Genomic DNA, 12,235 nt, shown 5'->3' with positions numbered 1-12,235 from the left:
ATACAGGAAGAGAAGTAATGCAATTTACCTAGATTTTCAATAGAGTTAACTTATTGAAAATAAACAGATATCCTATATTTAACCTGTTTACGGTTAATTAGCGCCGGAAGCCGTTGAAATTGCGCGCACTTTCGGAAATTGCTGCGCTGCATCAATGGTTTGCTGCATTGCACCAATTGATTTTGGCGCCCCGGTGGCCGACATCCCGGAAATTACGAAATCGTCCTGATCGAGGTAGTTCAGCACCCTGCGCGCCTGCTCTGTCAGCAGGTCCTGATCAATGCTGTCCGGATGCAGCATGGCGACCTTCTTTTCCAGCGCCTCGCGCTTGCCTTTCAGCACGGCGAGCTTCGCTTCCGCGACCTCAATCTTACTGTCGAGCGCACGCCAGGCATGGATACCGCGGTCGCCCTCAACGGAATGGAAAACGAAATAGCCAAGGAGCAGGCAACCGATTACCGGGCCAACCACATGCCGTGCGCGCCGCTTGATCTCGAATGCGAGGGTCATGACCTGTCTCCAATGATCCAGAGTGAATCACTCGCGAATCGGACGGTCAACGTGAACGTAATGAGAACCTGCGATTTAAGGTTCTCAATCAGAACAACATGTTGCCAAAAGGACTCACCCGGAGGCGGCTTGATCGCCCCCGGGTTGAATTGTCACGCGAATTTTATCAGGCGCGGCGGCCGAGCGCTGCGCGGCCTGCATAACGCGCCGCCGGGCCAAGATCTTCCTCGATCCTGATCAGCTGGTTGTACTTCGCCATCCGGTCTGACCGGGAGAGCGAGCCGGTCTTGATCTGGCCCGCATTCACGGCAACCGCGAGGTCCGCGATGGTCGAATCTTCAGTCTCGCCGGAGCGGTGTGACATGACCGTGGTGTAACCCGCCTTGTGCGCCGTCTCACAGGTCTCCAGCGTCTCGCTCAGCGTGCCGATCTGGTTCACCTTTACCAGAATGGAATTCGCGGCGCCCATGGCGATACCCTCGCGCAGCCGCGCCGGGTTGGTGACGAACAGGTCATCGCCGACGATCTGGACCTTGCCGCCGATCCGGTCTGTCAGAGCCTTGAACCCGTCCCAGTCATCCTCGGACAATGCGTCCTCGATGGAGACGATCGGGAAACGGGCGCACAGATCCTCATAGAGATCGATCATACCGCCTGCATCCAGCGTCTTGCCCTGACCGGCCAGCACATACTTGCCGTCCTTGAAGAACTCCGTCGAAGCCGGATCGAGCGCGATGGCGACGTCCTCGCCTGGCTTGTAACCAGCCGCCTCGATGGCGGACATGACGAAACCAAGAGCCTCTTCCTCGCTCTTCAGGTTCGGTGCGAAACCGCCTTCGTCGCCGACATTGGTGCTGTGCCCGGCTTCGGAGAGCTTCTTCTTCAGCGCATGGAACACTTCGGCACCGACACGCACCCCGTCTGCCAGCGAGGTAGCGGAGACCGGCATGATCATGAATTCCTGGAAATCAATCGGGTTATCCGCATGCGCCCCACCATTGATGATGTTCATCATCGGAGTCGGCAGCAGATGGGCGAAGGCGCCACCAACATAGCGGTAGAGCGGCATCTCGTGATCGGCGGCGGCAGCCTTGGCAACGGCCAGGCTGACACCGAGCATCGCGTTGGCGCCCAGGCGCTCTTTCTTCTCCGTCCCGTCGAGATCAAGCAACGTCCGGTCGATCTCGATCTGCTCGCTCGCGTCCATATCGTAGAGCGCGTCGAAGATTTCGCCATTCACGGCGTCGACGGCCTGCAGCACGCCCTTGCCACCATAGCGCTCGGCATCCTTGTCGCGCAGCTCCAGAGCCTCATAGGCCCCGGTCGAGGCGCCGGAAGGCACGGCGGCGCGGCCCATGGCACCGGTCTCAAGGGTCACATCGACCTCGACGGTCGGGTTACCGCGACTGTCGAGAATCTCACGTCCGGTGATATCGACGATGGCGCTCATGGGTTCGTTCTCCAGAAAGACGATGATCGGATCTGAAATCGCCGGAAAACCCGGCCGGGAGAGGCATACTCGGCACGGCGCGCGGTTGCAATGCCATCGCTGTGAATTTGTGTGAGAACAAGCTTCCTCTATGATCGCGTTAACCAATGCACAGGAGAGACAGGAATGAGCAAACCGGCGAAACCGGCTTTCGATCCGATGGATGTTCCGGCACGGATCGGCAGCAGCTATCCCGCCCCGTTTCAGGATGGTTGCGAGTTGCGCGAGAAGCGCCAGCTCGGCGATTTCGGCGGGCTGGTCAATTTCGGCGTCAACCTGACAACCGTGCCCCCGGGACAGGGTTCCGCCCTGCGCCACTGGCACACCATGCAGGACGAGTTCGTCTATATCGTCTCAGGCGCGCTGACGCTGATCACCGATGCCGGTGAACAGGTTCTGACCCCCGGCATGTGCGCGGCCTTCCCGAAGAACAGACCCGACGCGCATTGCCTGGTGAACCGAACCGACGCACCGGCCAGCTATCTCGAGATCGGAGACAGAACACCCGGCGACCAGGTGGCTTACCCGGGGCTCGATCTCCGCGTCGACTGGGTCGATGGCGACCATCAATTCCAGAAGAAAGACGGCACGCCATATTGAGGATCTGTTGACTTGAGCGCCGTTGCCGGTATTTTCCGCGAACGGGCTAGGGGATGCCCGCCGCTCGCGGCTCTGCCACGGTGAAATCCCCTTCAAGACGATGATCAAACCGATGTCTCCGGCATGCGGGAATGGCAAGGCGAGCACCATTCACTTTCCGCATGTGCGTGGATGAAAGGTTTGTCATGTCCGATACCGATACACTCCCCTCCATCGAGGATCTGAAATACAGCGCCGGCGAATTGCGCCGTGATCTCGCGGCACAGGGGATCATCATTTCCCACAGCCAGTCCCTTGAACGGATAGCCCATGATTTGGGTTTCAAGGACTGGAACAGTCTGTCAGCAGCGGCTCGGCGGCCGAAGGACCGGTGCCCGGTCACCAAAGGCGACCGCGTCACCGGCCACTATCTCGGCCAGCCCTTCACGGCAACAGTGCTGGATGTCTACGCCACCGAAATGCACGCCCGCTTCCGCGCCACCCTGCATTTCGACGCGCCCGTCGACGTGGTGACGTTCAACAGCTTCTCAGCCTTCCGCCAGCGCGTCAGCTGCACCCTGACGCCGGAGGGAAGAACGCCGCAGAAGACCTCGAACGGCGCGCCGCAACTGGTGCTGGACTGAGGAACAGGGAATGCGGGACTAGGGCCCACACACACTCGTCATCCCGATGCAGATCGGGATCCATGGATGGCGCGCACCGCCTACGTTCATGGATCCCGGATCGGGGTCCGGGATGACGACCAATTATGAGTGGCGTCGTCAAGCCTGCGCGAGCAGCTCGTCCGCGCGGGCCTTGGCGCCCGTCGCCTCGGGAGTGTCCCCCAACGCATCCCCATAGCGCTGCCAGCTCCAGGCGCTGTGCGGCTTCCGCGTCGTTCGTTCGGCCAGCAGGGCGCGGGCGATGCGGGGATCGTTGCCCTTCAGGCTGGCATCGACGAGCATTTCCTCGAACACGTCGCGCTGGGCATGGCTGCCGCCGATCTCGCGGATGTCGTAGCGGACCGGCCAGATCAGGGAGACGGCGCGGGACGGGTTGCCGGTGCGGATAGCGGTCATGGCGTCAGCCAGAGCGAGGCCGACCTTCCGTGTCACAGCGGCCTGGGTCTGGTCGCGGGTGCCCTCGTCATCGGCGTAAGCGCGTAGTTTCTCGACCAACTCACCCGCTTCCTCCATCCGGCCGGCGCCGAGCAGTGCCATCAGGTAATGCAGGCTGACGAAGACCAGTTCGTGGTCGTCCAGATGATTCTTGGCGAGCTCCGCCAGCGCGGACCAGCGCTCCGGCCCGACCTTGATGCCGTAAAGCTCCAACCGCCAGAGCAGAGCCGCCGCGTTCACCACGTCGAGATACTGGTCTGCCTCAAGGTCGCTCGCGACCTGGCTGTCATAGAGCTCCAGCACGGTGTCGAATTCATACCGCTCAAGGTGGAACAGCGTGCGGTGCCACCAGACATGGAAGCGGAAATTGTGGACGGAACTCCAGTGCGGCTCCAGCCCCTGGATCCAGTCGATCCCTTCCCGGTGCCGGCCTTCCATTTCCATCACATGGGCGACGGCATGGACGCTCCAGGCGTCCTTCGGGTCGATATCAACGGCTTCGCGGGCCATCCTCTCGCCACGGCGGTAATCGCCGGACTCTTCGAGACCGAAGCCGTACATGCCGATCAGGTTGCCGTAGAGCGGATGTGAGCGGTCCCAGGAGGGCAGGACCCGGGCGACGCTGTCCCGCATCCTTGTGCCGTCACCCGCATAGAAATGCGCGAAGTGGGCCAGCCGGAGGGCGAGCATGTCCGTCGGGTGGTCGAGCAGGACGCTCTCCCAGGCATCCGCCGCACCGTCGATATTGCCGGCACACCAGTTGTCGAGGGCGGTGAGGTGTCCCTGCTCCCGGTCGGTGATGGCTATCCTGGAAGAGAGTTCCTTTGCGGTGCCGAGCGCCTTGTCCGCCCGCAAGGCCATTGCCTTGGTGCCGAAGAGCTTCATGAAATAGCCCTTGGTCACATGTGCGAGAGGCATGTCCGGATCTGCCGTCAGGGTGCCTTTCAGACGGTCACCGACATCGCGGGTGAAGCGGACATAGCCCTCAACGGTTCCGCCGAAGGCTGCTGCAGCCTCCTCGGAGGAGGCTGTGACTGAAAGTCCGAGACCATCCGAGAAAACCGGCATTTTCCGCTCCTGAGGCTTATTCGAGAGAGATGGGATTCGCTTTCGCGAGAGTATCGAATGCCTTCAGAGTTTCCAGCAGAGCACGCATTTCTGCAAGCGGCACCATGTTCGGCCCGTCGCTCGGTGCGTTCATCGGGTCCTCGTGCGTCTCAATGAAGACACCGGCGATCCCGAGGGAAATCGCCGCCCGCGCCAGTACAGGCACGAATTCACGCTGGCCGCCGGACGTACCGCCCTGTCCGCCCGGCTGCTGCACTGAATGGGTCGCATCGAAGATGATCGGATAACCGGTCTTGGCCATGGTCGGCAGGCCGCGCATGTCGCTGACCAGCGTGTTGTAGCCGAAGCTCGTTCCCCGGTCCGTCAGCAGGATCTTCTCGTTGCCGGAGCTGGCAACCTTCGCCGCCACGTTCGGCATTTCCCACGGCGCCAGAAACTGGCCCTTTTTCACGTTCACCACCTTGCCCGTCGCAGCAGCGGCGAGCAGCAGGTCTGTCTGGCGGCACAGGAAGGCCGGAATCTGCAGGATGTCGACATATTCACCGACCTGCGCGCATTGCTGGGACTCGTGCACATCCGTCAGCACCGGACAGCCGAATTTTTCTCGCACCTCGGCCAGGATCGGCAGGCCTTTTTCCATACCGATACCGCGTCCCGAGCCGACGCTGGTCCGGTTGGCCTTATCGTAGGAGCTTTTGTAGATGAACCCGATGCCGAGATCCGCGCAGATGCCTGTCAGGGCTTCCGCCATCTCCATCGCATGGTCCCGGCTCTCCATGGCGCAGGGCCCGGCGATGAGCGCGAAGGGCTTGTCATTGGCAAACTCAACGGAACCGGCTGTGACGGTTTTCGCGCTCATATGGATCCTCCCGGGCCGTACCCGGCCCGCCTGTTCCTAGACGAGGCGGGATTGGGTAACGGCTGCTTCGATAAAGCTGGTGAAAAGCGGATGCGGCTCGAACGGCTTCGATTTCAGCTCCGGATGGAACTGAACGCCGATAAACCAGGGATGGCTCGGCAGCTCGACAATCTCCGGCAACTCGCCATCCGGAGACAGGCCAGAGAAAAGCAGCCCGGCCGCTTCCAGAGCCGGCTTGTGATTGATGTTCACCTCATAGCGGTGCCGGTGGCGCTCGCTGATCATCTCGGAGCCGTAAATCTCGCGCACCTTGGAATCCGCGACCAGGCGACAATCATAGGCACCGAGCCGCATGGTACCGCCGAGATCACCATCCGCCGCGCGCTGCTCAGTCTCGTTGCCGCGCACCCATTCGGTCAACAGGCCGACAACCGGAAGCTCGCACGGGCCGAACTCGGTCGAGCCCGCGCCTTCCATCCCGGCCAGCGCGCGGGCGGCTTCAATCACCGCCATCTGCATGCCGAAACAGATCCCGAAATAGGGAATCTTGTGCTCGCGGGCGAAAGTGACCGCCTTGACCTTACCCTCGGCCCCACGCTCACCAAAACCGCCGGGCACAAGAATGCCATGGACATCCTCAAGCCGGTGAATGGTGTCATCGCGCTCGAAGATCTCGCTGTCGATCCAGTCCAGCTCCACCTTCACCTTGTTGGCTATACCGCCATGGGCCAGAGATTCGGCGAGTGACTTATAGCTGTCCAGCAGGCTGGTATATTTGCCGACAACGGCGATTTTCACCGTGCCTTCCGGATTACGGACGGTATGGGTGATATCGGTCCAGCGGCTCAGATCCGGTTCCGGATTGCCCTCTTCCAGCAAACCAAAATGGCGGCAGACCTCAACATCGAACCCGTCATTATGGTAAGCGACCGGCACGTGATAGATCGAATCGACGTCGAGCGCCGGGATTACCGCTTCCGGCCGGATGTTGCAGAACAGCGCGATCTTGCGGCGCTGCTCGACCGGGATCTCATGCTCGGAGCGGCACAGCAGGATGTCCGGCTGGATACCCACACTCTGCAGTTCCTTCACCGAATGCTGGGTCGGCTTGGTCTTCAGCTCGCCGGCGGACGCAATCCACGGCACCAGCGTCAGATGCACGAACAGGGAGCGCTCACGGCCCAGCTCGTTCCCGAGCTGACGGATGGCTTCAAGGAACGGCAGGCTTTCGATATCGCCGACCGTGCCGCCGATCTCGCAAAGTACGAAATCCTCGTCTCCAAGGTTCGACTTGCAAAATTCCTTGATGGCGTCGGTGACGTGCGGAATGACCTGGATGGTGGCGCCGAGATAGTCGCCGCGCCGCTCCCGCGAGATCACGTCCATATAGATCTGGCCGGTGGATACGCTGTCATTCTTGGTCGCGGAGACCCCGGTGAAGCGTTCGTAGTGGCCGAGATCGAGATCGGTTTCCGCGCCGTCGTCGGTGACGAAGACTTCACCGTGCTGATACGGGCTCATGGTGCCCGGATCCACGTTCAGGTAAGGGTCGAGCTTGCGCAGCCGGACCTTATAGCCGCGGGCTTGCAGGAGCGAGCCGAGAGCTGCCGAGGCGAGACCTTTACCAAGAGAGGAAACCACGCCGCCGGTGATGAAAATAAAGCGAGACATGGAGCTGCGTTATATCCGAATTGATGAAACTGACATAGACAAAACGCGCCCGTTCGCCCGCCCGTTTTCGAGCGGGGCGCCGAACACGCCGGAAACTAAGAGTTATTCAGAGACTGGAGCCGCAGGACCAGTCGGAGCAGCAGGCTCCGAACTCACCGGAACCTGGTCGGCAATCGAGCCGCGGGTGTTCGTCTCGGCGAGAATCGCAAGCAGAATGCTGGTGCCGAAGAAGCAGGCAGCAAGAATCGCCGTACTGCGGGTCAGCAGGTTGGCCGTACCGCGCGCGGACATGAAACCGCCACCAGCGCCGCCGCCGCCACCGATGCCAAGCCCACCACCTTCGCTCCGCTGCAGCAGAACGACAATGACTAGGGCCAAAGCGATCATCAGATGAACGACTAGCAGGACTTCGATCATGGTTCTTTCCTGGCTCTCTTCCGGCACGACGACTTACACGCGCCCCGAAAGGTAGAATGATTGAAGCCGCGTTTTAGCTCCCTCGCCCGCACTTGGCTAGGGTGAATTCTCTTTCCCGGCTTCACGCTGCGGCCGCGGCGATGGCGAGAAAATCTTCCGCCTTCAGGCTGGCACCGCCGACAAGAGCCCCGTCCACGTCCTCAAGCGCGAGGATTTCCACGGCATTCCCCGGTTTTACGGAGCCGCCATAAAGGAGACGAAGCTTGTCCGCGCCACCGAGCACGCCACCAGCCACCTGCCGAATATGGGCATGCATGGCGGCTATGTCATCAATGGTCGGCGTCCGGCCGGTGCCGATGGCCCAGACCGGCTCGTAGGCAATGACGATGGTATCTTCGGCCGCGGCTTCAGGAACGGATCCGCGAATCTGATTCCCGACAACGGTTTCAGCTTCCCCCGCATCGCGCTGCGCTTCGGTCTCGCCAACGCAGATGATCGGCGTCAGACCGGCCGCCAACGCCGCAGCGGCCTTTGCTTTCACCGTCTCATCACTTTCACCGTGATCCGCCCGACGCTCGGAATGGCCGACAATGACATAGCCAGCGCCGAGATCCTTGATCATCGCCGCCGCAATATCGCCGGTATGGGCGCCGCTCTCGTTCATATGGCAATCCTGCCCGCCTACAGCGACAGCACAGCCGGACAGCTTGGTCGCAACCGGCGCAATCAGGGTTGCCGGGGGGCAAACCAGAAGATCTGCCGCAGCGCCCGCTGCAAAACCGGAGGCTAAAGCGGCCGCCAGCGCCTCTCCATCGGCGCGCAGCATATTCATCTTCCAGTTTCCGGCGATCAGGGCACGGCGGGTCATCTCGGTTTCTTCCCTTGGACTTGTAGAAATTTGTGTCTTCGGCTTAGCACACAAGGCCCGTCCGAGGGAGACCGGAAATCATCGCAGAATTGCGAGTTGCAGCGGAGATTGTGCCGCTTCTATGATGCGCCTCCCCATAGGGGGCCGTGAAACCCGAAAAGGCCGCGACGTTACTCATGCTTCAACTGATCCGATCCCGCGTCACATCCATCTTCGTCAAGGCGCTGTTTGTTCTGCTGATTGCATCCTTCGCGGTGTGGGGCATCGGGGATATTTTCCTCGGCTCACCGACCGGCAAGGCTGCCATCGAAGTCGGCAATGTGGAAATCACGACAGCCGAGGTGCTGGACGAGTTCGAGCGCGTACGGCGCACGACCGGCCTGCAGATGACCGCCCAGGAAGCCGCGGAAATCGGCCTCCTCGATCAGGTCATGGACGATCTTGCCAACCGCGCCCTCTTTATTGCCGAAAGCGATGACCTGGGTCTCGCCGTCGGTGAGGACCTGGTCCGCCAGCGCATCGGTGAGATGCCGGCCTTCAAGGATCAGACCGGCCAGTTCAACCCGGACCTGTTCCGTCAGGTGCTGTACCGGGCGCAACTGAGTGAAGACGGATTCGTGCGCTTGCTGCGCGAGGAGATCATGCGCGACCAGATCGTCAACGCAGTGACCGCCGGTGTCGGTGCGCCAGCTGTAGCGACCGATGTGCTCTACCGCTACCGGAACGAGCGGCGCGTGGCCCAGCTTGTAACTCTCGATGTGAAAAGCCTGCCGGAGCCGGCGGCGCCGACCGACAGCCAGCTCGACAGTTTCTACAATGACAACAAGGAAAGATACCGGGCGCCGGAATACCGTTCCGCGACCGTGCTTTCCCTCACTGCCGAAGCACTCGCAGCGGATATCGAAGTCTCGGAGGACCGTCTGCGCGAATCCTATGAAACACGGCTCGACGAATTCCGCTCCGAGGCACAGCGTACGGTCGATCAGATCTTCCTTGCTGACAAGGAGACCGCCGACAAAGCAGCCGCGGCCCTGAACGAAGGACAGAGCTTTGAGGCCGTCGCCAAGGACATTGCGGACCTGCCCGCCGGCGCCCTATCCCTCGGCACGGTCACCCGCACCGATCTCGATGGAACGGCGCTCGCCGACTCGATCTTCTCCGCCGAGCTTAATGTTCCGACGGCACCGGTCGAGAGCGACCTCGGCTGGCATATCTTCCGCATCACCGATATCGCCGAGGAAAGCACTCAGCCCTTCGCGGATGTGAAAGAGCAGCTCAAGGCCGACATCGCGCAGAACGATGCTCTTGATCGAATCTTCGAGATCGCCAATCAGATCGAGGATGCATTGGCCGGCGGAGACACCATCGAGGAAGCCGCTAAGGCGGTCGATGTCGATGTGCAGACTTTTGCCGCGCTCGACGACCAGGGCCGCGATGCCGACGGGAATCAGACGGGTGGGGTTGTCCGCGATCCTTCCTTCCGCGCCACGCTGTTCGCAACCCCGCTGAACGACCAGAGCCAGCTCGAGGAAACCCGCGACGGCGGATATTTCATCCTGCGCGTTGACGGCATTGCCGAATCCGCGATCCGCCCGCTCGACGCCGTGAAGGAACAGGTAAAACTCAATTACATGGAAGAGCAGCGGGCCGCCGCGAACCTCCTCCGGGCACAGGAACTGGTCAAGGCATCGGCCTCAGGCGGTCTTGCAGCAGCAGCGGCAACGGCCGGGTACGACGTCGTTACAACCGAGCCCTTTGCCCGAACGGGAGACGGCCTTCCGGAAGGTGCACCGGCGGATGTTGCGGAAATCGCCTTTAGCCTGAAGGTTGGTGATATCGGCATGTCCGAAGACCTGACCGAGGTCTACATCACCGAGCTTTCCGCGATACAGGGTGCTGAATTGAGTGACGGTGCCGCGGATCCGCTTGGCCAACAGCTCAAGGCCGGGATCGCATCGGATGCGGTTGAGATCCTCGTCACCGCATTGCGCAAGAGCCATGACGTATCCATCAACCCTGCCCTGCCGCTCAGCGTCATCCAGGGCGTGGATCAGAGTGGCGGTTCTTACACGCAGCAAAGCGGCGGACTGTTCTGATGCAGGTTTCACCGGAACTCGCCCCGTTCTCCAAGACATACGCGGACGGGGCTCCGCAGGTTGTCTGGACGACGCTTGTTGCGGATCTGGAAACGCCTGTCTCGGCCATGATGAAACTGGCGGAGCGCCGGGCCAACGCGTTCCTGCTGGAGTCCGTCGAGGGCGGCAGCGTGCGCGGGCGGTTTTCCATCATCGGCCTGCGGCCCGACGTAATCTGGCGCTTCAAGAAGAAGCAGGCCGAAATCAACCGGCAGGCCCGGATCGATCCGCATGCCTTCGAGCCCTGTACCGAAGATCCGCTGACCTCGTTCCGCAGTCTGCTCGCGGAATCGGAAATCGAGTTGCCCGAAGGCCTACCGCCAATGGCCTCCGGTCTTTTCGGTTACATGGGCTATGACGCGGTCCGGTTGGCCGAGCGCATCCCGGACGATAACCCCGACGATCTCGGCGTGCCGGACGGCTTGTTCCTGCGCCCGACGGTGATCTGTATCTTCGACCGGCTCGAGGATATCGTCACCATCGTGACGCCGGTGCGGCCGAGCGAGGGATTGTCTGCCGAAGCGGCTTATGACGCCGCACGCACTCTGCTGGCTGATGTTTTGCAGGATTTCGACCGGAACTTGCCACTTGCCCGTCAGGGCGTCGGCGAAGCGACTCCCTTGCCCGATCCAACCTCGAACACGACGCACGAGGAATTCCACCAGATGGTGGAGAAGGCCAAGGACTATATCGCCGCCGGGGACGCCTTCCAGGTGGTTCCTTCGCAGCGCTTCTCCGTGCCGTTCAAGCTGCCGCCATTGGCGCTATACCGCTCCCTGCGCAGGCTCAATCCGTCGCCGTTCCTGTTCTATTTCGATTTTGGCGACTTCTCGATCGTCGGATCCAGTCCGGAAATCCTAGTCCGCGTGCGAGACGGCGACGTCACGTTGCGCCCCCTCGCCGGCACCCGCAAACGCGGCGAAACATCCGAGGAAGACAAGGCACTGGCCGAAGAGCTTCTGTCCGATCCGAAAGAACGGGCCGAGCACCTGATGCTGCTTGACCTTGGACGGAACGATGTCGGCCGGGTCGCCAAGATCGGCACGGTCAAGGTCGTCGAGCAATTCGTCATCGAATATTACTCCCACGTCATGCACATCGCCTCCCATGTGGACGGCAAGCTGCGGGACGATCTGGATGCGGTCGACGCCCTCTGGGGTGGCTTCCCGGCAGGAACCGTCTCCGGCGCGCCGAAGGTGCGGGCGATGGAGATCATCGACGAGCTGGAGAAATCACGGCGTGGCGTCTATGCGGGCGCGGTCGGCTATTTCAGCGCCAATGGCTCGATGGATACCTGTATTGCCCTGCGCACAGCCGTGGTGAAAGACGGCACCATGTACGTTCAGGCGGGTGGCGGTGTTGTCGCGGATAGCGATCCGGAAGGCGAGTATCAGGAATCGGTAAACAAGGCCCGCGCCCTGTTCCGCGCGGCTGAGGAAGCCGTCAAGTTCGCGGCCCGCACCAGCTGACGAGCTGTTTTTAAACCGTTTCACAGCCAGAAACATGGCCGTAAAACGGAGT

Annotated in this window: 11 protein-coding genes; 4 read left to right on the top strand and 7 right to left on the bottom strand. The window is 61.4% G+C overall.

Going from position 1 to position 12,235, the window contains the following annotated elements; all coding sequences use genetic code 11:
- Positions 1 to 93 precede the first annotated feature (93 nt).
- Both IG629_RS03490 and eno read right to left on the bottom strand, forming a co-directional pair.
- On the bottom strand, positions 94 to 510 hold the full coding sequence (locus IG629_RS03490; RefSeq protein WP_193170603.1) for an FtsB family cell division protein: 417 nt from the start codon (positions 508 to 510) through the stop codon (positions 94 to 96).
- Positions 511 to 676: 166 nt separating this feature from the next.
- Complete coding sequence (gene eno, locus IG629_RS03485) at positions 677 to 1,960, bottom strand: phosphopyruvate hydratase (RefSeq protein WP_193170602.1); 1,284 nt, start codon at positions 1,958 to 1,960, stop codon at positions 677 to 679.
- A 165-nt stretch (positions 1,961 to 2,125) separates the two neighbouring features.
- Here eno and IG629_RS03480 point away from each other — a divergent pair, with 165 nt between their 5' ends.
- Both IG629_RS03480 and IG629_RS03475 read left to right on the top strand, forming a co-directional pair.
- Positions 2,126 to 2,599 (top strand): cupin domain-containing protein, encoded by a 474-nt coding sequence (locus IG629_RS03480; RefSeq protein WP_193170601.1) that lies wholly within the window; start codon positions 2,126 to 2,128, stop codon positions 2,597 to 2,599.
- Between the two features lie 185 nt (positions 2,600 to 2,784).
- The gene (locus IG629_RS03475) at positions 2,785 to 3,222 is read left to right on the top strand and encodes a glyoxalase superfamily protein (protein WP_193170600.1); all 438 of its coding nucleotides are present in this window, start codon (positions 2,785 to 2,787) and stop codon (positions 3,220 to 3,222) included.
- Positions 3,223 to 3,360: 138 nt separating this feature from the next.
- Here the strand turns inward: IG629_RS03475 and IG629_RS03470 are convergent, their stop codons facing one another.
- The 5 genes from IG629_RS03470 to tpiA form a co-directional block, all read right to left on the bottom strand.
- Complete coding sequence (locus IG629_RS03470) at positions 3,361 to 4,764, bottom strand: tetratricopeptide repeat protein (RefSeq protein ID WP_193170599.1); 1,404 nt, start codon at positions 4,762 to 4,764, stop codon at positions 3,361 to 3,363.
- Between the two features lie 16 nt (positions 4,765 to 4,780).
- Positions 4,781 to 5,623 (bottom strand): 3-deoxy-8-phosphooctulonate synthase, encoded by an 843-nt coding sequence (gene kdsA, locus IG629_RS03465; protein ID WP_193170598.1) that lies wholly within the window; start codon positions 5,621 to 5,623, stop codon positions 4,781 to 4,783.
- 36 nt (positions 5,624 to 5,659) lie between these two features.
- Positions 5,660 to 7,294 carry a CTP synthase gene (locus IG629_RS03460; protein ID WP_193170597.1) on the bottom strand — a complete coding sequence of 545 codons (1,635 nt, stop codon included), beginning with the start codon at positions 7,292 to 7,294 and terminating at the stop codon, positions 5,660 to 5,662.
- Between the two features lie 102 nt (positions 7,295 to 7,396).
- Positions 7,397 to 7,711: a preprotein translocase subunit SecG gene (secG, locus tag IG629_RS03455; protein ID WP_193170596.1), complete on the bottom strand. Its 315-nt coding sequence runs from the start codon at positions 7,709 to 7,711 to the stop codon at positions 7,397 to 7,399.
- A gap of 121 nt (positions 7,712 to 7,832) precedes the next feature.
- Positions 7,833 to 8,579: a triose-phosphate isomerase gene (gene tpiA, locus IG629_RS03450; protein ID WP_193170595.1), complete on the bottom strand. Its 747-nt coding sequence runs from the start codon at positions 8,577 to 8,579 to the stop codon at positions 7,833 to 7,835.
- Between the two features lie 176 nt (positions 8,580 to 8,755).
- On the opposite strand from tpiA, the gene IG629_RS03445 reads away from it, so the two are divergent.
- Both IG629_RS03445 and trpE read left to right on the top strand, forming a co-directional pair.
- Positions 8,756 to 10,675 (top strand): SurA N-terminal domain-containing protein, encoded by a 1,920-nt coding sequence (locus IG629_RS03445; protein ID WP_193170594.1) that lies wholly within the window; start codon positions 8,756 to 8,758, stop codon positions 10,673 to 10,675.
- The gene (trpE, locus tag IG629_RS03440; RefSeq protein WP_193170593.1) at positions 10,675 to 12,183 is read left to right on the top strand and encodes an anthranilate synthase component I; all 1,509 of its coding nucleotides are present in this window, start codon (positions 10,675 to 10,677) and stop codon (positions 12,181 to 12,183) included. The genes IG629_RS03445 and trpE overlap by 1 nt, the downstream gene beginning before the upstream one ends.
- Positions 12,184 to 12,235: the final 52 nt, after the last annotated feature.

Source organism: Nisaea nitritireducens (assembly GCF_014904795.1).
Lineage (GTDB): Bacteria > Pseudomonadota > Alphaproteobacteria > Thalassobaculales > Thalassobaculaceae > Nisaea > Nisaea nitritireducens.
This window is presented reverse-complemented; position numbering and strand designations above follow the sequence as displayed.

Bases quoted from the DNA above. Each gene is read 5' to 3' on its own strand.
- tpiA (WP_193170595.1), bottom strand. From the start codon at position 8,579: ATGACCCGCCGTGCCCTGATCGCCGGAAACTGGAAGATGAATATGCTG.
- secG (WP_193170596.1), bottom strand. From the start codon at position 7,711: ATGATCGAAGTCCTGCTAGTCGTTCATCTGATGATCGCTTTGGCCCTA.
- kdsA (WP_193170598.1), bottom strand. From the start codon at position 5,623: ATGAGCGCGAAAACCGTCACAGCCGGTTCCGTTGAGTTTGCCAATGAC.
- IG629_RS03470 (WP_193170599.1), bottom strand. From the start codon at position 4,764: ATGCCGGTTTTCTCGGATGGTCTCGGACTTTCAGTCACAGCCTCCTCC.
- IG629_RS03490 (WP_193170603.1), bottom strand. From the start codon at position 510: ATGACCCTCGCATTCGAGATCAAGCGGCGCGCACGGCATGTGGTTGGC.
- eno (WP_193170602.1), bottom strand. From the start codon at position 1,960: ATGAGCGCCATCGTCGATATCACCGGACGTGAGATTCTCGACAGTCGC.
- trpE (WP_193170593.1), top strand. From the start codon at position 10,675: ATGCAGGTTTCACCGGAACTCGCCCCGTTCTCCAAGACATACGCGGAC.
- IG629_RS03475 (WP_193170600.1), top strand. From the start codon at position 2,785: ATGTCCGATACCGATACACTCCCCTCCATCGAGGATCTGAAATACAGC.
- IG629_RS03480 (WP_193170601.1), top strand. From the start codon at position 2,126: ATGAGCAAACCGGCGAAACCGGCTTTCGATCCGATGGATGTTCCGGCA.
- IG629_RS03460 (WP_193170597.1), bottom strand. From the start codon at position 7,294: ATGTCTCGCTTTATTTTCATCACCGGCGGCGTGGTTTCCTCTCTTGGT.
- IG629_RS03445 (WP_193170594.1), top strand. From the start codon at position 8,756: ATGCTTCAACTGATCCGATCCCGCGTCACATCCATCTTCGTCAAGGCG.